The following is a 21,018-nucleotide window of genomic DNA, read 5'->3' as shown; positions in this document are numbered from 1 at the left end:
GGCAGCCCCGGCAGCACACCGAGGCACGGCACCGGACGACGCGGGCCTGACCGGCAAGATCCGAAAGAGACGGCCTAAGGCGCCGTCAGGCTCTGGCGGCGGGCCCTGGCCAGGGTCATCGCGTGCTCCACGACCCCCACCAGGACGTCCTTCACCGACTCCCGGTCCCGTGCGTCGCACAGCAGCACCGGTACCTCGGGAACGAGGTCCAGGGCTTCCCGTACGGTCACCACGGGGTACTGCTCGGCTCCGTCGAAGCAGTTCACGGCGACCACGAAGGGGATCTCGCGGCGCTCGAAGTAGTCGATGGCGGCGAAGCAGTCGGAGAGCCGCCGGGTGTCCGCGAGGACCACGGCACCGAGCGAGCCCTGGGCCAGCTCGTCCCACAGGAACCAGAAGCGGTCCTGTCCGGGGGTGCCGAACAGGTACAGCACCAGGTCCTCGCGCAGGGTGATGCGCCCGAAGTCCATGGCCACCGTGGTGGTGCTCTTGCCCTCCACTCCCCCGGTGTCGTCGATGGCCCGGCCCGGCTCGGAGAGGCGTTCCTCCGTCCGGAGCGGTCTGATCTCGCTCACCGCACTGACCAGGGTGGTCTTGCCCACCCCGAAACCGCCCGCGACCAGGATTTTCAGGGTCAGCGGCTCGACCGGCGTCACGGCATGCATGGCGCCGGTGCGGCTAGAGCGCCCGAAGGCCATCGATCACCTCACGCAGAATGGATTCGTCGGGCAGTTCGGCCGGGGGGACCGGCCGGGTCACGTGCACCAGTTCGTCGTCGACGAGATCGCCGATCAGGACGCGTACGACCCCGACCGCGAGGTCGAGTTCGGCCGCGAGCTCCGCGACGGACTGCGGGCGGAGCAGACAGAGCCCGAGGATGTCGGCGTGTTCCGGGGACAGCGTCGTGTCCCAGACCGGGTCGTCGGCCGCGGACTCGGCCACCACCAGCGCGATCAGGTCGAGGCGGTGCTGTCCGGCGTGGCTGGTCCGGCCGCGGGTCATCGCGTACGGACGCACCACCGGACCCGCGTCGTCGTCGAACCACTGCTCGGCGGCGCCGTCGGAGGCCGCGTCGGCGGTGCCGGGCGGGTGGGCGGGGTGGTCCTGGCCTGGATCGCTCATGCCGTCCGACTCACCCTCCGGCTGGCAGCCCGGTGCGCGGGGCGGTCGCCAGGTGGTCACCGACCCGCTTGACCATGAGGGTCATCTCGTACGCGACCTGGCCGACGTCGGAGTCGGCGTCGGCGAGCACCGCCAGGCAGCTTCCGTCGCCGGCCGCCATGACGAAGAGGAACGCCTCGTCCAGCTCTACGACGGTCTGGCGGACCCGGCCCGAGTCGAAGTGGCGGCCGACGCCCTTGGCGAGGCTGTGGAAACCGGAGGCCACCGCGGCCAGGTGCTCGCTGTCCTCCCGGGTGAGGTCCTTGGAGCTGCCGGTGGGCAGGCCGTCGCCCGAGAGGACCACCGCCTTGCGGATGCTGGCGACCCGGTCGACGAGCTCGTCGAGGAGCCAGTTGAGGGGGCCGGAGCCACGGCCCCTGGTGTCGTTGCCGGACTGCGGTGCGGTCATCGACCGTCCCCTTCGTTCTCGCTTCCGGGACCGGTGGCGGCAGGAGTGCCGGGCCCGGTCACGGACTGGTGTGGTGCGTTCTGCTGCGCTTGCTGCGTCTGGTCGGCGTGCGTGGTCTGCTCCGCCTGCTGCCGGGCGTGGTGGTCGCGGCCCGCGGTCCAGCCGCGCTGGAGCGAGGACATGCGCCGGCGCACCTCCTCGGCGTCGCGGTCGGCCACCGGGTCGGCGGCGGCTCCGGCGGGTGCCGGGGCCGGGCCGTCCTTGAGCTGGGGCGCGAGGCTGGCCTGGCGGATCCGCCGGGGCAGGGTCGCCCCGGCGGATCCGCCCGTCGCGGGGTGTGCCGGGCCGGGGTGTGCCGTCCCGGAGTGTGCCGGGCCGTTCGGGATCGGGCCGTTCGGGACCGGGCCGTTCGGGACCGGGCCGTTCGGGATCGGGCCCTCCTGTGCGGGGTCGGGGACCGCCGATACGGGGCGGGGCTCCACGCGGCGGCCGTGCTCGGCCACCAGGGTCGGGGCGGGACGGCGGCGCGGGAGCGGGACGGCGCCGGGCGAGCGGGCGCCGTCGGGACGGACGGAGTCCGCGCGCGCCGGCTCCAGGCGGACCGGGCCGGTGGGCGGCAGGGGCTCCCGCTCGCGGTGGTCACGGTCCCGGTGGTCGCGGTCGCGGCGGTCACGGCTGCGGTCGCGGAAGCCCTCGCCGAGCCGGGCGCCGCCCCGCTCGGCGGGGGCCTCGGTGGACCGGTCGCCCTTCCAGAGGCCCGCGCGGTCGCCGGAGCCGTCGGCGGCCCGCTCGCCCATGCGGTCGGCGCTGCGGTCGCCCTTGCGGGGGCCGCCGCGGTCGGTGTGCCGGTCGGTGTGCGGGCGGGAGGCCGGGCGCAGGCCGAGCAGGGAGTTGCGCGAGATGCCGTTCGGCGGGGTCTCGTCGTCGAGGGTGGCCATGGCGGGCCTGCCCTTGGCTCCGGAGACCCCGGTGAGCCCGATGGGCCCCGTGGAGCCCGCGATGCCGGTGGGGACGTCCTCGGGGGCCGGGACGGGCTCGTCCAGCCCCAGCATGCCGATCGGGGCCTCCAGCTCGACGGGGCCGCGCAGTTCGGCGCCGGCCGGGAGCCGGCGGTCGGCGCCGTTGCCCTCGGCGACGGCCTTCGGGCGGGCGGAGCCCACCGCGCCTCCGGACACCCTGCCACCGGCCAGCCGGATGCCGGTGCCGTTGGTCTCGGGGGCCTCCGTGAGCAGGGCCACCGGGAGGAAGACCACCGCGGTGGTGCCTCCGTAGGGGCTGATCTGGAGCCGGACCTTGACCTCGTGCCGGTGCGCGAGCCGGCTGACGACGAACAGGCCGAGCCGGTCGGTGTCGGAGAGTTCGAACTCGGAGGTCTCGGTGAGCCGGAGGTTCGCGTCGAAGAGCGCCTCGGGGGTCATGCCGAGGCCCCGGTCGTGGATCTCCAGGGTGAAGCCGTTGGCCACGCGCTCGCCGAGCACCTGGACCGCCGTGTGCGGCGGGGAGAAGACGGTGGCGTTCTCCAGGAGTTCGGCGATGAGGTGGGTGACGTCGGCCACGGCCGGGCCGGCGATGCCCAGGCGCGGCAGCCTGCGCACCTCGACCCGCTCGTAGTCCTCCACCTCGGCGACGGCGGCCCGTACGACGTCCATCAGCTGGACGGGCTTGCGCCACTGGCGGGAGGGCGCGGCGCCGGAGAGGATCACCAGGCCCTCGGCGTGGCGGCGCATGCGGGTGGTCATGTGGTCGAGGCGGAAGAGGTCGGCGAGCTCCTCGGTGTCTTCGGTGCGCCGCTCCATGGTGTCGAGCAGGGTGAGCTGGCGGTGCAGCAGCACCTGGTTGCGGCGGGCCAGGTTGACGAACACCTCGGAGACGCCGCGACGGAGCTCCGCCTGCTTGACGGCGGCCTCGATGGCCGCGCGCTGGAGGGTGTTGAGGGCCTGGCCGACCTGGCCGACCTCGTCCTTCTCGTACTCCAGCCGGGGGGCCTCGGTCTCCACGTCCACGTGCTCGCCCGCGGCGAGGCGGCGCATCACGCCGGGGAGGCGGATGCCGGAGACCTCGTGGGCCTCCTTGCGGAGCCGGGAGAGGTCGCGGATCAGGTCCCGGCCGATGCGCACGGACAGGACGAGGGAGACGACGAGGGCGATGAACCCGAGCACTCCGGCGAGGGCGGCCTGGACCAGCACGTCCATGGCGACGGGCTCGACGCGCTTCTGGTAGCGGTCGCCCGCGGCGGTGCCCATGACGGCGAGGTCTTCGAGCACCTTGCCGGTGGCCTGGTCCCACTGGACGGCGGTCACGTTGCGCGGGCTGTGGGTCGCGCCCTGGACGAGGAAGCGTTCCTCCGCCTCGCGCAGGGCGCGGCTCTCCGGGTTGTTCCAGTACTGCTCGAACTGCTCCCGGTCGGCGGCGGGGAGGATCGCGAGGTTGAACTCGTAGAGCAGCTTGCGGTTCGCCACGAAGTCGGAGACGTGCCGGATGTCCGCCTGGCTGACGTTGCGGGCGGCCAGGGCCCCGGCGACGAGGGCGTCCTCGCGGGAGAGCGTCTCGCGGGCACGGGTGATGCCGACGAGGGCGCGGCCCTGCTTGTCCATCTCCACGTCCTGGAGCGCGTGGAGGTTCATGAGGAAGTCGTAGCAGGGGTCCACGAGCCGGTTGTAGAGCTCCAGCGCCTGGTTGGTGTCGACGGAGCCCCCGTCCACCGCGCCGCGCAGCGCTCCGATGCTGCGGAAGGCTTCGAGGATGGAGTTCAGGTGCCGGGCGGTCGACGGGGTGAGTTCGTCGACGACCTCGGGGTCCTTGGCGTCGGCGGAGATCCTCTCCACCGCCTCGTCGGTGGCCGCACGGCTCTTGGCCAGCTCCGTGGTGGCGTTGGAGGCGCGCGGGTCGCCGATGACCACGAGGGTCTGGCGGCGCTCCTTCTGGATGACGCGGACGACGTCCTCCACCGGGTAGCCGACCTTGTCGATGACGTAGGCGACACCGAGCAGTTGGACGGCCTGGCGGCCGGTGATCACCGTTGCGAAGCCCCAGAGGGCGGTCAGGGAGACGAGCGGCACAAGGAGCAACGCCACGATCTTCCGGCGGATGGACTTCCCGCGAAAGCGCATGGCCTCCCCAGCCTCCCCAGCTCAACCCCGTTACCGGGGGTTGGTGTTCCGTCATTTAAACGGCGTGAGCCTACTACTGCCACAGTGAACCTTCGAAGGCCTGTCCGGACGTTTTCGGCCTGACCCCTGGACGAAGATCACGAGTTGTCCGATAGATCCGGTGAAGTGCGGCCCGATATGTGGCAGATGACACTCGGTGGGGCCTCGGTTCCCGTAGCGGAATGGATGGCTGGAATTCTTCGTTCCGCGATACTTCGGGGCGTCCGGCGCGTCCGGGATCCGGGAATCTCTCGGCCGCTTCGCGCGTCTACCTGTTCGGGGCGGGCATGAGCGGCCGCGAGGAGGGGAGGGAGCCGACCATGGCGAAGAGGTACGAGGACGATGGCGACGACGGCGCGGGGCCCGGGGCGCAGCGGGGGCGGGTCCTGTGGGTGGACCAGCCGACGGGACGGCGGCGCATGCCGGACCCGGTGCGGAGGTCCGCCGTGCGGGCGGTGCTGATCGTCGCCGTGACGCTGACGGACGCGACGATCGCCTTCTTCCTGACGGTCACCGGCTCCTGGCTGGGCCTTCCGCTGTCGCTGGTCGCGATAGCGGGGACGGTCGTGGCCACGTGGGGCGTGCTCGACGTGCTGATCACCCGGCAGGCGTGGAACCAGCGCTACGGGGTCCTCTCGGAGCCCAGCAGCACGGCGCGGGGCCGGCGGCGCGAGCGCCGCAGGGCCCGCCGGGAGGCCCGCTCGGCGCCTCCGCTGCCGCCCCGGGCGCCCGTGCGCGGCGAGGCGACCGGCATCTGGCCGCCGCCGACGGGGACGAGCACGGGGCGGGGCTGAGGGGACCGCCCGGCCGGGGCTGAGGTGCACGGCCGGCCGGGCGCTCCGCGGGGCCTAACTGCGGCGGTACATGCGGGTCGCCGTGATCTCGCCGTGGATCGTCTCCCCGTCCGCGAACTGCTGCGGCAGGCCGGGGCGCAGGTGCTCCTCGACGCTGATGTACTTGAGCCCCGCGCGCAGGTCGGCGTCGTTGCGCAGCCGGATGACCAGCGGGAACTCGGCGAGGGCCGTGGTGTCGAACAGGCCCGTGGTGTAGAGCAGCTGGACGCCGAGGGCGTCCGAGACGGCCCGCTGGAGTTCCAGCAGGTACGTGGCGTTCGCGCGCCCGATCGGGTTGTCGAGGAAGAGCGTGCCCGCGTGCCGGTGCTTGTCCCGGCCCCGGTCGTTGCTGCGCAGCGCCGCCATCGTGCAGTACAGCGCGATCGCGGCGGTGAGCAGCTGGCCGCCGGAGAACACGTCGCCCATCTGGCCCACCGGGACCCGCTCGGCGCGGAGCACCGCGTCGGGCTTGAGGATCTCCACCGCGATGCCCTTGGGCTCCAGGGCCGCCGAGACCCCGTGCAGCAGCAGCGACATGCCGTCGCGGCGGCCCTCGCCGAAGGTGGCGGTGCTGCTCTTCTTCAGGGCGCCGCGGGTCGCCTCGTCGATGACCTCGCCGAGCCGCTCGGTGAGGGTGGCCTGGTCGGGCTCCTCGAAGCGGATGCGCAGGAACTCCTGGCCCGACCACTCCCCCAGACCCTCAGGGAGCTGGGAGAGCCGCTGGGCGGAGCGCAGGGTGGCCAGGGCCGACTCCACGAGGCCGCGCAGCCGGTCCACGATGCTGTCGCGGTTGCGCTCCAGCTGCGCGAGCTCGTCGGTGAGGACGCGCAGCCGGGGGGCGAAGGCGACGGCCCAGGCCGCCGCGTGCTCGGGCAGGGCGGAGGCGGGCAGTTCACGGATCTGCTGGCGCGCGGGGGTGCGCACCTGCTCGTAGCGGTTGGCGTTGGCGTGCCGGACCAGGATGTCGCTCGCCTCGCGGACGGCGGCCTCGGCGGCCGACAGGTCGGCGGCGCAGCCCCGTAGCGAGCGGCGGGCCTCGGTGGCCGACTGGCGGGCCTCCTCCAGGCTGCCCGGGTGGGCCACCGGCTCCTGCTCGTCCTCCTGGTGGGTGTGGTCCCGCAGGAGGTCGCGGAGCATGGCCGCGGTCTCGTCGAAGCCGCCGGCGCCCTCCTCGGCGGTGCGGTGGGCGCGCAACAGGTCGGCGTGGGCCGCGCGGGCGGACTCCACGGCGGCGGTGTGGGCGGCGAGTTGGGCGGTGGCCGTGCGGAGCCTGGCCTGGGCCTCCTCGACGTTGTCGGGGATCAGCTCCTCGGGCAGCTCGGTGTGGGCCTCGCCCTCGGCGGGGGCGTGCCGTTCGGCCTCGCCGCGCAGCCGGCCGAGCTGCTCGCTCGCGGTGGAGGCACGGGTCTCCAGCATCTGTACGAGGGCCTCGGCCCGGGCGGCCGCGGCCTGCCGGGAGGGGCCGTCGGCTCCGTCGGTGCCTTCGAGGAGCTGGGCGGCGCGGGTACGCACCTTGTTGGTGAGGCGGTCGAGCTCGGCGAGGGCCACGCTCTCGTCGCTCTCGGCGCGGGCCTGTTCGGAGCGCAGGTCGGCGCCGACGCCGACCTTCTCGTAGAGCTGGGAGGCGGCGCGGTAGGCCTCGCGCAGCGCCGGGAGCGGCGCCTTGGCCGTGCCGTCGCCCTCGGGCAGCGGATCGGGGGCTCCGGCGATCTCGGCGCGCTCGGCGCGCAGGGCGCGGGCGGTGCGGCGGGCGTCGTCGGCGGCGCGCTGGGCGGCGCGGCGGTCCTCGTCGGCGGCCCGGGCCCGGTCGAGGCAGACCTCGGCGCGGGCCTCGGACTCGGCGGCGTCGTCGGCGAGTTCGCGCAGCTTGGTCTGCCAGCCGGCGCGCTCGCGCAGCCGGTAGGCGAGGCCCGCGAGGGCGTCCGCGACCCGGCGTGCGCGCTGGGCGGTGTCCTGGCGCTCGTCGCGGACGCGGGCGGCGTCGGCGGCGGCCTCGTCGGCCTCGGCGCGTACGGTACGGGCCTCCGCGAGCTCGGCGTCGGTCTCCTCGGCGAAGCCGCGGGCGGCGGCGGCCTGCTCCGCGAGCTCGGCGAGGCGGCCGGGCGGGCAGCTGGTGCGCCAGGACAGCAGCCGGGCGGCGAGCTCGCGGTCGCCGGACAGGCGGGCGGCGAGCTCGCGGATCTCGGTGTCGCGGGCCGTGGCCCGGGCGCGCAGCGCCTGGCGCTCCTCGTCGGCGGCGTGCTCGTCGTGCATGGCCGGGTTCGGCGGCACGATGAAAATGCCGGACCCCTCGGCGTCACCGGCCGGGGGAACCGGCGCCAGCAGGGCCGCGGCGGTGCCCACGGCGACCGTGGAGCGGGGCAGCAGGGCGGCGCCGGAGAGGACCTCGCGGGCCCGGGAGTGGGTGTCGGGGTCGGTGATGATCACGCCGTCGACGAGCTCGGGGCGGGCGGCGAGGACCGCGGCGTGATCGACCGGATCCACCGACTGGGCGAGGTAACGCCAGCCGGGGAGGGCCGGGATGCCGTGCTCGCCGAGGAACTCGACGGTGGCGAGGACGTCGGGGCCGGGCGGCAGCAGTCCGCCGTCGCCGAGGGCGCCGAGGATGCGGGAGTCGTCGGCGGCGGCCGTGCGCAGATCGAAGAGCTGGCGTTCGGCGGCCGCGACTCCGCGGGTCAGCAGGTCGCGCAGTTCGTCGGCGCCCCGGTCGAGGTCCTCGACGGTGAGCCAGCCGGCGGTGGCGGCGTTCCCGGGCGTGCCCGGCGCGGTGCCCGTGCCCGAGCCCGTGGCGGGGTCCTGCGCGGCGGCGGGGGCGTCCGCGGTGCCGGGGGCCGACGGGGCGCCCAGGAGGGCGGCCAGCCGCGGGGCCCCGGCGAGGGAGGCGGCGGCCCGGTGCTCGGCGTCGTGGGCGGCCTCGGCCGCGTCGGCGGCGTCCGCCGCACGGGCGGCGGTGAGTTCCGCGCGGGATTCCGCCGCGGCGGCCTCGCGGGCGGCCTCGGCGGCTGAGCGGGAGGCCTCGCGGGACTCGTCCCAGGCGGCCACGGCCGTCTTCTCCGCGTCGGCGGCGGCCAGCGCGGCGCGCGCCGGGTCGGCGTCGGGGGCGGAGTCGTCGAGCCAGCCGGCCCGGACGGCCTCGGCGGTCTCCTGCTGGACCTCGGCGAGGCGGGCGCGCAGGTGCTCGGCCTCGCTGCGGGCGCGCTGGGCGGCCGTGGCGGCGGCGGTGGCGGCGCGGTGGGAGGACTCGCCGGTCTCCTGGAGGACGGCGGAGCGCTCCTCCTCCTCGTTGGCGGCCCGCTCGCCCTGCTCGGCGGCGGCGTGCAGGGCCCGTACGAGCTCGGTGGCGGCGGTGGCCCGGGCGGCGAGCGCCGGGGCGGCGTCCCGCTCGGCCTCCAGGATCGCGGCGGCGACCCGGGCGGAGCGGTCGGCGGCTGAGCGGTGGCGCAGGACGTGCTCGGCGGCCTGCCAGGCGGAGTGCAGGGTGCGGGCTTCGAGGAGTTCGCGGCGCTGCGCGGCGGCCGCCTTGTCGGCGACGGTCAGGGCCAGCGAGGCGTGCCGGTAGGCGAGTTCGGCCGAGACGGCGGCGCTGCGGGTGCGTGCGGACTCGGCGGCGGTGACCTGGTGGGCGGCTGCGGTGACCCGCTGCGCGAGGTCGGCGGCGCGGCCGCGCTCCTCGCCGGCGCGGGCGGACAGGCGCCGGGCGAGGGTGCGGGTGCGGCGTTCGGCGCCGGCGTGGACGTCGCGCATCCGGGAGCGGGCCGCGGCGGCCTCGACGATCTTCGTGAGGAGGTCCACGGAGCCCGCGGTGAACTCCCGTTCGGCCATCAGCTCGGCGCGCCGGCCGAGCTTGTTGCCGAAGCCGTGGACGAGGTCGGCGAGGCCGTCGGTGTCCCGGGTGTCGGTGACGGCGCGCAGCAGCAGGTCGGTGAAGTCGGAGTCCTTCTTGACCGCGAAGAGGCCGGCGGCCTCGCCCTCGTCTGCGTTCATCTCGCGCTGATAGCGGAAGAGTTCCGGGTCGAGGCCGAGCTCGGTGAGGTGCTCGTTCCAGCGGTCGTGGATCTCCTCGAAGTACACCTCGAGGTGCGGGTACGCCTTGCCGGCTTCGGTCAGGGCGTCGCGGAAGCCCTTCATGGTGCGGCGCCGCCCCTGGGCGCCGGAGGCGCCTTCCACCGGCGGGCGCACCGAAGTGGCCTCGGCCACCGGGAGGTTGTCCAGGCTGAGGCCGGGGCCGGGGCGGAAGGAGTACCAGGCCTCCGCGAACTTGCGCGGGTCGTTGGAGACTTGGCGGCCGCGCCATTCGCTGACCTTGCCGACGACCACGCACTCGCCGGTCTGGGTGTGCTGCCACTCCAGCGCCACGTGGCCGCAGTCGTCGGCCAGCAGGAACTTGCGCAGGACGCCGGAGCTGGCGCCGCCCAGGGTGTTGCGGTGGCCGGGCAGCATCACCGAGAAGATCAGCTTGAGCAGGACCGACTTGCCGCCGCCGTTCTCCAGGAAGAGCACGCCCGCGGGCGCGGGGCGGCGCGGCGGGCCGGTGGGCTCGTCCTCGAAGAACTCCGCCTGGGTGGGCGCCGGGTGGGGCACCGGCTCGCCGACTCCGCGCAGGTCGAGCACGGTGTCGGCGTAGCGCGCGCCGGCGGGCCCGATGGAGTAGAGGCGGATCCGGGACAGCTCGTACATGGCGGCGGACTCTCGTGGTCTTTCGTAGGTCGTACGGGGACGGGTGGCGGGGGCCGGTGGCCGGAAGCGGGCGGTGGGTGGCGGGAGGCGGGTGGGCTGTCGGGGCGGCTCAGGGGTGGAAGGGCAGGCCCGCGTCGGCGGCGAGTTCGAGGTCGTCGCCCTCGGGCGGCGGCAGCAGGCTCGCGGAGCCGTCGCTGACGGGGACGACGCCCAGGTCGAGGAGCTCGGCCATGGCCGCGCTGCCCGCCATGTCACGGACCTGGAGCTGGTAGCGGGGGGTGGTGCGGTACGTGCCTCCGGCCTCGTCCCCGGTGCGCTGGAGGAAGCCGGAGTCGGTGAGGAAGGCGGCGGCCTTGCCGACGATGCCGGTGGTGGAACCGGCCAGGCGGCGGGCGTCCTTGGTGGCGCCGGTCGCGCTGCGGCGGGCGTAGACCCGCCAGGCGGCCTCCAGGCCGGGGGCGTCGGAGGCCGGGTCGGTGTTCTCGCCGAGTTCCTCGGCGCGCTCCTCCAGGCGGCGGCAGGTCTGCCGGACGAAGGCATCGACGCCGTTGACGGTGATCCGGCCGATGTAGCCGTCGTCGGCCAGGTCCTCGGGGCGGGGGAAGGCCAGGGCGGCTACGGCGAGGTGGGCGAGGCCGTGCAGGAAGCGGTCCGCGGAGTCGGCGGTGGTGCGGCGGGCGTAGTCGCCCATGCGGACGGCGAAGACGGAGTCCTCACCGGCGGCCACGGCCATGCCCGCGCGGGAGGACACCTCCAGGACGACGAGGCCGAGGCCCGTCGCGACGGCGTCGGCGAGCCGGGCGAAGGCGGAGTCCTCGCGGTAGCGGCGCAGCAGTTCGGCGTACTCCGCGTCGCGGGCGGGCAGCAGCTTGGGCTGGAGCCCGAACGCCACGAGCCGGGCCGCGTCCGCGGCGTCCGCCGGGGTCACGGGGCCCTGCGGGGCGGGTCCCTGCGGGGCCTGGACCGGAGTCGGGGCCTCGTGCGCGTCGGGCTCGCTCCACGCGGGGTGCTGCTCGGCGTGGTGGTCGCTCACGGGTGGATCTCCTCGGTGGTGCGGGTGCGGGGGTACCGGGTGCGGGGGTGCCCGGCACGGGCGTTGTGCGGCCCGGCGGCTCGCGGCCCGGCGTGCGCGGGCCGCCCCGCGACAGGTCCGACGCCGGCGTGCGCAGGCCCGGCGGGCTCGGCGGGCCGGGCGGGCTCGGGGGGCCGGGTGGACCAGATGGACCAGGTAGGCCAGGTAGGCCGGGTGGACCGGGTGGACCAGGTAGGCCCGGTGGGCCCGGTGGGCCCAGCGGCGGGACCGGAGCCAGCGGCAGCGGCAGCGGCAGCGGGGCCGGTCGTGGGGGCGGCGGGGACGGTTCTTGCCCCGCCCCGCCCCTTCCCGAAAGCGGGGGCGAGCCCCCACACCCCCCGGTGGGACCGGGCCGGCAGGGGCTCCGCCCCGGTGACGGGGGTCGTCACCCGCGTCGGGGACGGGACGCCCGGGCACTGGACGACGTACGTGGCCGGGGCCCCGTCGGGTCCGGGGCAACGGGCCTCACGGATGCTGCCGCCTACGACCCTGGCTGCGCGGCCGGCCACCCCGGCAACGCCCCGGCCCCGGCCGGACGCGGCCGTACACACGGAGCCCGAAGCAAGGCCTCGACCGGGCCGGACCGTACGGCCGACGCCCCGCGCAACGGACCCGCCGGGCGTGGCCGCGTAGCGGTGCCCCTCCGTGCGGCCCGCACCGCGGGGATCCGTTCCCTGCGAGGCCGGTCCGCGCGGAGCCGTCCCCTGCAAGGCCCGTCCGCGCGGAGCCGTTCCCTGCGAGGCCGGTCCGCGCGGAGCCGTCCCCTGCAAGGCCCGTCCGCACAGGGCCGGTGCGTGAAGAGCCGCTCCGTGGGGAGCCGGTCCGTGGGGAGCCGGTCCGTGAAGGGCCGGTCCGTGAAGGGCCACTCCGTGGGAAGCCGGTCCGTACGGGGCCACTCCGTAGCGGGCAGTCCTCCATCGAGCGGCTCCACAGAGGGCAGCCCCCCAGCAGGCGGCTCCACAGACGGCAGTCCCCCAGCGGGCGGCTCCACAGGGGGCGGCATCCCGGCGGGCAGGGCCGGAGGGGGCGGCTCCGTGGCGGCATGGTTCATCGCCCGGACAGGGCCAGGGCGGGGTCATGCCGCCTCCGTGCGGTCTGCCGTCATGGCTGCCGCGTCCAGGAGGGCGGTGCCGACGATGAGGTCCGCGCCGCCGAATTCCGGGTCTTGGAGTTCCGTGCCGTCGTCGACCGCGAAGAGGAGCCGCTCCTCGCCCTGGCGGTACGCCGTGCCCACCGCCGGGCTCGCCGCGTGGACGGCCAGCAGGGCGACCAGGTAGGGCAGGTCGGGGTCGGAGCGGCGGGCCTCCGCCAGGAGGCCGGACAGCCGGCGCGGGGCGTTGTGCGGGAGTTCGAGGAGTGTCATCGCGGCGGCGAGCTGCTCCTCGCTGAAGCGGCTGTCGTCCGGGGTGGCGATCAGGTCCGGCTCCGGCATTTCCAGACCCAGGTGCTCACGCTCCACCGGCGGGGTGAGGAGGATCTCCACCAGGTCCGCGACGCGGACCGAGACGGGGGTGCGCAGGCCCGCGCCCGACGCGAAGAAGGCGTCCGTGACCCGGATGGCCTGGGCGACCGGGAGCGGCAGCAGGGGGGCGACGAGCTGTCCGTACAGGTCGATCCCGGAGCGCGGCGCGGGGGCGGCGAAGGCCTGGCGGTCCTGTTCGGCGCGGAAGAGCGGGCCCGCGTCCAGCAGCCGGGACTGGAGCTGGGTGTGCCGGCGGATGCAGTCCTTGACGATGTCGACCAGTTCGGCGGCGCGCCGCTTGTTGTCCGGCTCCTCCGCCTCGTCGCGGGCCTTGCGGATGTTGGTCAGGATCGCGTTCTCGTGGCGGTAGCGGTCGGCGACGTGGTCGAGGGCCTCGGCGATCATGTCGGGGACGGTCACCAGCCAGTCCACGGCCCGCACGTTGCGCCGGGTCGCGTCCAGCGTGCGGCGCAGGGTCTCGGCGTACTGGACGGTGCGGTAGCGGGCCTGCTCGGCGGCGAGTTGGGCGTCGGCGAGCCGGCCCCGGCTGATCAGGACCTCCAGTTTGACCTCGGCGGCGATCTGCGCGCTGGTGACGTCCGTGTCGAGGGCGCCGACCAGGACGTTGACGGCCTCGTCCGTCGTGCGCAGGTACACCGCGCCGCCGTAGCCCGGGACTTCCTCGATCAGCTTGAAGTCGTAGTCGCGGCGGACGTACACCCCGTCGGGGCCGAACGTGCCGTAGATCGCGCGGAACCCGCGGTCGACGCTGCCGACGTTGATGAGGTTCTCCAGCACCCAGCGGGCCACCCGCTCGTGCTCGGCCGCCGGGCGCGCCGGTGCCTGGGCGGCGACGCGCGGCAGCAGGCGGGCCACTATCTGCTCGTGGTCGGCGCCGGTGTCGAAGTCCATGTTGAGCGTGACCAGGTCGATCGCGGCGAGCGCGACCTCCGCCATCGCGTAGACCCCGTACTCGCCGGCCAGATTGGCCTTGCGCACGTCGAGGTCGTGGAGCGGGGCGGTGCAGGCGAGCGCGCGCAGCCGCCGGGCCAGGCCCTCGTCGGCGGCGGGGCCCGACGCCGGGGAGGGAAGGGTCTTCGCCGGGGCAGGGAAAGTCACGGGCAAAGACTAGGCGCTGACCCTGACAACATCCCAAACGGGATGGTTCGCCCGATCCTCCCGACCGGCCGCCCGCGAGGGTCCGCGGCCTGTTCTACGCTCACCGCATGGCTTCCATGATCACGCCGGACACCCCGGCGGACACCCCGGCGGACACTCCGGCGGGCACCCCCGTGATCGATCTCAACGCCGACCTCGGCGAAGGCTTCGGGCGGTGGACGCTGACCGACGACGAGGCCCTGCTGTCCGTCGTCACGAGCGCCAACGTCGCCTGCGGCTTCCACGCCGGCGACCCGTCCATCATGCGCCGCGTCTGCGAGCTGGCGGCCGCGCGCGGAGTGCGGATCGGCGCGCAGGTCTCGTACCGGGACCTGGCGGGCTTCGGCCGCCGCTCCATGGACGTGCCGGCCGGTGAGCTGGCCGACGAGGTGGCCTACCAGATCGGGGCGCTGGAGGTCTTCGCGCGGGCGGCCGGGTCCCGGGTGTCCTACGTGAAACCGCACGGCGCGCTGTACAACCGCACCGTGCACGACGAGGACCAGGCCGGCGCCGTGGTGGCGGGAGTGCTGCTCGCGGCCGGTCCCGGCGGGCTCCCGGTGCTCGGGCTGCCCGGTTCCCTGCTGCTCGCCGCCGCCGGGCGGGCCGGGCTGCCGGCCGTCCCGGAGGCCTTCGCCGACCGTGCGTACACCCCCGCGGGCACCCTCGTACCGCGCGGTGAGCCGGGCGCCGTGGTCCACGACCCGGACGCGGTGGTGGCCCGCGCGGTGGACATGGCCGCCGGGCACGTGGTGACGGCCGCCGACGGCTCCCGGATCCCGGTGGCCGCCCGCTCCCTGTGCCTGCACGGGGACACCCCCGGCGCCGCGGACCTGGCCCTGCGCGTGCGCGGGGCGCTCGGCCGCGCCGGGGTCCGGGTGGAGGCCTTCGCGTGAGGGCGCTGGAAGCAGGCGCCGGGGCGCTGCTGCTGGAGGTGGACTCCGCCGAGGAGGTGGCCGCGCTCCACGCGGAGCTGCTGCGCCGCCGGGACGCGGGCGAGCTGGGCGGCGTACGGGAGATCGTGCCGGCGGCCCGGACCGTCCTGCTGGACGGGGTGCGGGAGCCGCGCGCCCTCGCGGCCCGGATCGCCCGCTGGCGGGTCTCCCCGCTCGCGCCGGCCGACGGGCCGCCCCCGGTGACGGTCGCGGTGCGCTACGACGGCCCGGACCTCGCGGAGGTGGCCGCGCTGTGGGAGGTGTCCCCCGAGGAGGTGCCCGGCATCGTCGGCGGGATCACCTTCCGGGTGGCCTTCTGCGGGTTCGCCCCGGGCTTCGGCTACCTGACGGGCCTGCCCGCCCGCCTCCACCTGCCCCGGCGCGCGACGCCCCGTACGGCGGTACCGGCGGGCTCGCTGGCCCTCGCGGGCGAGTACGCGGGGGTCTACCCGCGCTCCTCCCCCGGCGGCTGGCAACTGATCGGGTCCACCGACGCGGTGCTGTGGGACCCGGCGCGCGAGCCGGCCGCGCTGTTCGCGCCGGGGGTGCGGGTGCGGTTCGCTCCGGCCGGAGCGGGGGCCGCGGCGTGAGGGGGCTGGAGGTCGTACGGGCGGGCGCGCTGACCACCGTCCAGGACCTGGGGCGGCCCGGGTACGCCCACCTCGGGGTCCCCCGGTCGGGGGCCCTCGACACGGGGGCGCGGGGGCTGGCGAACCGGCTGCTGGGCAATCCGCCCGGGGCGGCCGTCCTGGAGACGACCCTGGACGGCGTGGGGCTGCGGGCGGTGGGCGGCCCTGTGACGGTGGCGGTGACCGGGGCGCCGTGTGCGGTACGGGTCTGCGGGCGCCCGGTGGCCTGGGGCGCCCCTGTTCTGCTGCGCGCCGGGGAGGAGCTGGAGGTGGGCCGGGCGGAGTCGGGGGTGCGCGGCTACGTGGCGGTGCGGGGAGGGTTCGCGGTCGAGCCGGTGCTGGGCAGTCGCTCGACCGATCTGCTGTCGGGCCTCGGGCCTCCGGTCCTGGTGGCGGGGGCGCTGCTGCCGGTGGGCGCTCCGGGTCCGGATCCGGTGGCCGGGGTGGATGTCCCGGCGGCGCCGGGTCCGCCCTCGGAACTGGTGCTTCCGCTGCGGTTGGGGCCGCGGGCCGACTGGTTCACGGCGGAGTCGGTGACGGGGCGGCTGCTGCGGGCGACCTACCGGGTCTCGGCCGCCTCGAACCGCATCGGGCTGCGGACGGAGGGGCCGGCGCTGGTTCGGGCGCGGGGTGGGGAGCTGCCGAGTGAGGGGATGGTGCTGGGGGCGGTGCAGGTGCCGCCTGATGGGCAGCCCGTGGTGTTTCTTGCCGATCATCCCGTGACCGGGGGGTATCCGGTGGTGGGGGTTGTGGGGGGTTCCGCGCTTGATGCGGTGGCGCAGGTGGGGCCGGGGGTTGCGGTGCGGTTCGTTCGGCTCTGACCGGGACCGGGTGCCCGGGATGCTTCCCGCCGGCCCCTGTGGCGGGCCGGGGCCCGGCCGTGCGCGGGGTGCGGCTGCCGCTGCGCGGGGCGAAGTCCCCTACCCGCCCTTCCACCGTTCCCAGGGCTCCGCCCTGACCCGGTCCTCAAGCGCCGGACGGGCTGGAAGACCCTGGGGCTCCGCCCCAGACCCCGGTCCTCAAGCGCCGGACGGCTGAAAAGACCACACCCCGGCGGGCTGGAAGGTCCAGCCCGCCGGGGTGGTGGTCGGCGGCCCCGCCCGGGTTGTGGGTGGTGGCCCCGCCCGGGTTGTGGGTGGCGGCCCCGCCCGGGTTGTGGGTGGGGTTACACCGTCGACTCCGGGGTTATGCGGCTGCGGACCGCCGACTGGACGTCTTCCTCTTCCGCCGGGTCGGCCGCCAGGCGGCGCAGGCGCGGGGCCACTCGGGCGTCGGCCGTTTCGGCGTGGCGGGCGGCCACCTCCCGGGTGGTCTCCTCGCAGTCCCAGAGGCACTCGACGGCGAAGCCCGCCGCGAAGGAGGGGTCCGTGGCGGCCAGGGCGCGTGCGGCGCGGCCGCGGAGGGCGGAGGAGGCCGTCTCGCGGTAGATGTGGCGCAGGACGGGGGCCGCGCAGGCGATGCGGAGCCGGCCGGCTCCGTCGACCAGGGTGAACAGCGGCGTCGAGTCCGGGCCGGAGCCGCGGACGGTGGAACGCAGGGCTCCGAGGACGAGCGGGGCGTCCTCGGCTCCGCCACGGGCCGCCAGGAGGGTCGCCGCGGCCGTTCCCAGGGCGTCGGGGCGCTGGGCCCAGCGCCGGGCCCGCTCGACGGCGGCGGGGCCGCACATGCGCTCGTAGGCGGCTACGGCCGGCTCGTCGCCGGCGGCTTCGATGAGGTCCAGTACGGCCGGGTTCTCCGGCTCGGCGAGGACCAGGTGGTGCAGCGCGGTGGCGCGGGCGGCCTCTCCGGACGCCCCGGCGGCGGCCGCCAGGATCGCGGAGCGGTCCTCGGGGGTGGCCACGGCGGCGAGGCAGCGGGCGGCCGGGACGTGCAGGGGGGTGCCCCGGCGCAGTCCGTCGGCGGCCCAGTCGAAGACGGCCTGGACGCCCCAGCCGGGCTGGGGGCCGCGGGGGGTGAGCTGGCGCTGCCAGCGGTCGAAGGAGCCCTGCTGGCGGGCGGCGCGCAGCCGCTCGGCGTACGCGTTGGGTTCCGCGGCCTCTTCCCACAGGCACCAGGGCCTGGGCTCGTAGGCGTCGCGGACGGCGGCGGCGAGCCGCGCCTCGCCCTCGGCGGTGGCGGGGAAGCGGGCGAGGACGGGGGCGGCCAGCGAGCGCAGCCCCTCGTCGTCGTCGCGCAGGGCGAGCTCGTCGAGGGCCCAGGCCCAGTTGGCACCCGTGGCGGCGTAGCGGCGCAGCAGCATGAGCGCGTCGTCGCGGCCGTACGAGGCCAGGTGTCCGAGGACGGACAGGGCGAGGCCCGTGCGGTGGTCGTCCTCGTCGACGAGGTCGTCGACGCTGAAGAGGTGGGCCTCGATCTCGCCCAGGGGGCCGTCGAGATCCAGGTACAGGCGTGCGTAGTACAGGGAGCGGTTCTCGACCTGCCAGTCCTGGCGCGGATCGCCGGCCACGCAGTGGTTGAGCGCCGCGAGGGCCTCGGCCCTGGGCGCCGCGAGTGCGTGCAGCGTGCCGTCGCCGCGGCCGCGCTGGAGGAGACCGAGCAGGGTGCCGCTCGGCGCTATGACTGGTTCGAACATGGGAATGGCCTCAAATCAAGCTGGGGACGCAACCGGGAATCGGAATTCACAGGGCCGCGTAACAGCATGCGAGGACGTCCGCCGTCAGGTTCCGCTCGATGTAGACCATTGCCTTCTCACTCTCGTCGGTGCTTCTCGGCCAGGGCGGCGGTCCCCCGGCAGGAGTGGGGGTCGGACACCCGTTGTGTCCTGCCCGCTCCTGCCCGTCCGTCCTGTCCGCGAATCGAATCCGACGCCATGATGACCCAGGCGGTTTGTGCGCCGCGACCACATTTAAGGCCGCCGTGACCAACCCGTGAGGTCTGGACCAGTCCAGAACCGGCCAGGGAGCGGCCAAAAGCGGACTACTTGGCTCCGAAAAGTTCCAGCAGGTCGGCCTTGGCGAACATGCGGGCCGTGTCCACGGCGGAGGGCGTTCCGGCGTTCGGATCGGCTCCGCCGGCGAGCAGTGCGCGGATGACGGCCTCCTCGCCCTTGAAGACGGCCCCGGCGAGCGGGGTCTGGCCGCGGTCGTTGGCGCGGTCGGCCTCGGCTCCGCGGGCCAGCAGGGCCGTGACGGCTTCGGCGTGGCCGTGGTAGGCGGCGAGCATGACGAGGGTGTCGCCGCGGTCGTTGGTGAGGTTCGCCGGGACGCCCGCGTCGACGTACGCGGCGAGGGTCTCGGTCTCACCCCTGCGGGCGAGGTCGAAGATCTTGGTGGCCAGCTCGACGACGTCCTCGTCGGGAACGCCCGGAGAGTCCTGGGAGGCCCGGGAGTCCTGGGAGGCCTGGGAGCCGTTCTCGACGTGCTCGGTCATCGGTCGTACCGCCTTTCACGGGCAGGGCTGCGCACGGCACTGCGTCCGTACGGGTGAAGCGTCAGAGTAGCGCCCGGACCTGCACATGAGAGGCGCGGGCCGAGGCAATGATCACCTTGCGGCCCCCGTGCCCCCAACCCGCCAGGCGCGCCAGCCGGGATGGGCCGGTCAAGTGAAAAATTGCTGGATTCACCCGTATGCACCTTTTATCGCATTGATACTTCCTGTGAGCCTGGAAGAACTGATGGTGACTGTCCCCACCCACCAGGAGAACTGACTCATGGTCCTGTCCATCTCAGGTGTCGTCCTGCTCGGCATCATCTGCTTCCTGTTCTTCAAGAAGGACGGCATGAAGCTGACGCACGCGTTCGTGTGCGCGCTCTTCGGCTTCTTCCTCGCCGGCTCCGCCATCGCCCCCAGCATCACGGCGAGCACGGCGAGCCTCGCGAGCCTTCTCGGCGGGATCAAGCTCTAGCGCCCGGCCCCGGCACCCACCCGAAGCATCCACAACTCCAGGAGACGCCCGTGGCCCGGCGCCCACTTCCCCGCATCCTCAGCAGCGGCACCGTGTCGCTGACCCGGGGCCGCGACTTCGCTCGCACGGCCGCCGACAGCGCCACGGACGTCCTCCATCCGCTCCTCACCATCGGACGCGGTCTGCGCGTCCTGGCCTCGGCCGGACGCCGCAAATGGTGCGACACCCCCAAGGACAAGCGTGGTCCCGCGCTGTTCCTGGGTGCCGCCTGCGTCCTCGTGGTCGCGCTCGTCCCCTACGGCCCCCTCACCGCCCTGATCACCCTCATGGCGGCGGCGGCCTGGCAGGGACGCGACCGCACCCCGGTGAAGACCGGGCCCAGCGATGCCGAGACCGAACGGCTCGGCTCCCTCTACGAAGCCCTCGTGCCGTACTTCTCCATCCCGGAGGACCCGAGTCCCCTCTTCGCCCACGGCGGGGAGTGGGACAAGGCCTTCAGCGGCTACGAGTTCGACGAGGCGGGCCGCGTCACCCGGCTCCACATCCGCTACCCGGCCTACTTCACCGATGGCGAGGCCGCGTCGCGGGCCCGGATCGAGGCACTGCTGCACGCCAAGTCCGGGCGCGGACGGGAGTATCTCTTCGACTGGGACGAGGAGGGCAACCAGCTCGACCTGAGCGTGCTGGCGGCGCTGCCGACAGGTATCGCCGCCCAGCCTTTCGTCACCTCCCCCGGTGAGACCGTGCTCGGCTTCACCGACCCCGGCAGCGTGCAGCGCACCCTGCCCGTACTGGACGGCGACGAGCCCCGGGACATGCCGCCGGTCATCTGGCGCACCGGCTCCCGCTCCGCCGAACCCCATCTGCTGGCCGTGGGCCAGCCCGGCAGCGGTACGTCCACGCTGCTGCGCTCCATCGCCCTGCAGGCCCTGCGGCACGGGGGCGAGGTACTGATCGTGGAGGGCGGCGGCACCGGCGAGTACTCCTGCCTCTCCGGCCGCGCCGGCGTGCTCGCCGTGGAGTGCGGGCCGACCGGGGCGCTGGCCACCCTGGAATGGGCCGCCCGCGAGACCGAGCGGCGCCTGATCGCCACCCACCGGGCCCGCGAAGCCGGCCGGCCCGCCCCCGAGGACACCCGGCGGCCGCTGTGGATCCTGCTCGACCGGCCCAGCGTGCTGGCCCACCTGGCCACCGCCGAGGGCGCCCCCGACCCGATCGCGCAGCTCCAGGTGCCGCTGCGGCACGGGCGCGCCGCGCACGTCACCGTGGTGGTGGCCGAGCAGTTCGACCACCTAGAGCTGCTGAACGACTCCGTCTGGCAGCACACGAGGGCCCGGGCGGTGCTCGGAGCCGCCACGATCCAGCAGATCGCCGACGTACTGGGACTGCCCCCGCACACCACGCCGACGGCCGTCCTGCCGCCGGGGCGCGGGTACGCCCGGCTCGGCGCCGGTCCCGTGCACCGGCTCCAGGTGCCGGCCACCCCGGACCCGTACGACGACGCCACCCACCCGGGACACCGGCAGGCCGTACTGGACCTGCTGCCCGAGCGGCAGGCGCCGCCCAAGCCCGTCCCGGACCACGTCACCCTGGGCAAGCCGCTGCACATCGTCCAGGCGCCCGCCCAGGCGCAGGGCCCGGCGATCGACGCCTCGGAGATCCCCGAGGTCCCGGCGGACGCCCCGTAGGGCC

15 protein-coding genes are annotated in these 21,018 nt (G+C 75.2%); 6 read left to right on the top strand and 9 right to left on the bottom strand.

The genetic code is table 11. From position 1 onward, the window contains the following. Nucleotides 1-74: 74 nt before the first annotated feature. Genes AC3IX6_RS31995 through AC3IX6_RS31980 form a run of 4 tightly spaced genes read right to left on the bottom strand, consistent with a single transcriptional unit; the run spans nt 75 to nt 4,680 of the window. Entirely contained in the window at nt 75-698 is a 624-nt protein-coding gene (locus tag AC3IX6_RS31995; RefSeq protein ID WP_489366782.1) for a GTP-binding protein, read from the bottom strand. Beyond that, a complete protein-coding gene (locus AC3IX6_RS31990; protein ID WP_489366781.1) occupies nt 679-1,122 on the bottom strand; it encodes a DUF742 domain-containing protein in 444 nt (147 codons plus the stop codon). The genes AC3IX6_RS31995 and AC3IX6_RS31990 overlap by 20 nt, the downstream gene beginning before the upstream one ends. A gap of 10 nt (nt 1,123-1,132) precedes the next feature. Beyond that, complete coding sequence (locus AC3IX6_RS31985) at nt 1,133-1,570, bottom strand: roadblock/LC7 domain-containing protein (RefSeq protein ID WP_243341589.1); 438 nt, start codon at nt 1,568-1,570, stop codon at nt 1,133-1,135. After that, nucleotides 1,567-4,680, bottom strand: a complete 3,114-nt coding sequence (locus tag AC3IX6_RS31980) for a sensor histidine kinase (RefSeq protein ID WP_489366780.1) — start codon at nt 4,678-4,680, stop codon at nt 1,567-1,569. Before AC3IX6_RS31980 ends, AC3IX6_RS31985 begins: the two co-directional genes overlap by 4 nt. A gap of 359 nt (nt 4,681-5,039) precedes the next feature. Between AC3IX6_RS31980 and AC3IX6_RS31975 the strand changes: the two genes are divergently transcribed. Beyond that, nucleotides 5,040-5,513, top strand: coding sequence for a hypothetical protein (locus AC3IX6_RS31975; protein ID WP_489366779.1), 474 nt, complete (start codon nt 5,040-5,042; stop codon nt 5,511-5,513). 54 nt (nt 5,514-5,567) lie between these two features. On the opposite strand, the gene AC3IX6_RS31970 is transcribed toward AC3IX6_RS31975, so the two are convergent. The 3 genes from AC3IX6_RS31970 to AC3IX6_RS31960 all read right to left on the bottom strand — a co-directional run bounded on the left by AC3IX6_RS31970 (nt 5,568) and on the right by AC3IX6_RS31960 (nt 13,882). Beyond that, nucleotides 5,568-10,229: a hypothetical protein gene (locus AC3IX6_RS31970; RefSeq protein ID WP_489366778.1), complete on the bottom strand. Its 4,662-nt coding sequence runs from the start codon at nt 10,227-10,229 to the stop codon at nt 5,568-5,570. Between the two features lie 109 nt (nt 10,230-10,338). Further along, complete coding sequence (locus AC3IX6_RS31965; protein WP_489366777.1) at nt 10,339-11,262, bottom strand: hypothetical protein; 924 nt, start codon at nt 11,260-11,262, stop codon at nt 10,339-10,341. 1,114 nt (nt 11,263-12,376) lie between these two features. Beyond that, nucleotides 12,377-13,882, bottom strand: coding sequence for a hypothetical protein (locus AC3IX6_RS31960; RefSeq protein WP_489366776.1), 1,506 nt, complete (start codon nt 13,880-13,882; stop codon nt 12,377-12,379). Nucleotides 13,883-13,998: 116 nt separating this feature from the next. Here AC3IX6_RS31960 and AC3IX6_RS31955 point away from each other — a divergent pair, with 116 nt between their 5' ends. From AC3IX6_RS31955 to AC3IX6_RS31945, 3 genes are read left to right on the top strand one after another with little or no spacing between them, the layout of a single operon-like run. Further along, a complete protein-coding gene (locus AC3IX6_RS31955) occupies nt 13,999-14,814 on the top strand; it encodes a LamB/YcsF family protein (RefSeq protein WP_489371621.1) in 816 nt (271 codons plus the stop codon). After that, nucleotides 14,811-15,443: a 5-oxoprolinase subunit B family protein gene (locus tag AC3IX6_RS31950; protein ID WP_489366775.1), complete on the top strand. Its 633-nt coding sequence runs from the start codon at nt 14,811-14,813 to the stop codon at nt 15,441-15,443. Before AC3IX6_RS31955 ends, AC3IX6_RS31950 begins: the two co-directional genes overlap by 4 nt. Next, nucleotides 15,440-16,303 carry a 5-oxoprolinase subunit C family protein gene (locus AC3IX6_RS31945; RefSeq protein WP_489366774.1) on the top strand — a complete coding sequence of 288 codons (864 nt, stop codon included), beginning with the start codon at nt 15,440-15,442 and terminating at the stop codon, nt 16,301-16,303. Before AC3IX6_RS31950 ends, AC3IX6_RS31945 begins: the two co-directional genes overlap by 4 nt. A gap of 344 nt (nt 16,304-16,647) precedes the next feature. On the opposite strand, the gene AC3IX6_RS31940 is transcribed toward AC3IX6_RS31945, so the two are convergent. Then, nucleotides 16,648-18,054 (bottom strand): HEAT repeat domain-containing protein, encoded by a 1,407-nt coding sequence (locus AC3IX6_RS31940; protein ID WP_489366773.1) that lies wholly within the window; start codon nt 18,052-18,054, stop codon nt 16,648-16,650. 344 nt (nt 18,055-18,398) lie between these two features. Continuing rightward, nucleotides 18,399-18,851: an ankyrin repeat domain-containing protein gene (locus AC3IX6_RS31935; protein ID WP_489366772.1), complete on the bottom strand. Its 453-nt coding sequence runs from the start codon at nt 18,849-18,851 to the stop codon at nt 18,399-18,401. Nucleotides 18,852-19,131: 280 nt separating this feature from the next. Between AC3IX6_RS31935 and AC3IX6_RS31930 the strand changes: the two genes are divergently transcribed. Next, nucleotides 19,132-19,326: a hypothetical protein gene (locus AC3IX6_RS31930; RefSeq protein WP_007262923.1), complete on the top strand. Its 195-nt coding sequence runs from the start codon at nt 19,132-19,134 to the stop codon at nt 19,324-19,326. Between the two features lie 50 nt (nt 19,327-19,376). Beyond that, complete coding sequence (locus AC3IX6_RS31925; RefSeq protein WP_489366771.1) at nt 19,377-21,014, top strand: P-loop NTPase family protein; 1,638 nt, start codon at nt 19,377-19,379, stop codon at nt 21,012-21,014. Nucleotides 21,015-21,018 lie beyond the last annotated feature (4 nt).

It is taken from the genome of Streptomyces sp. GL_141, from assembly GCF_057834385.1.
The sequence above is the reverse complement of the archived record's forward strand: the minus strand, read 5'-3'. Positions and strand labels throughout refer to the sequence as shown.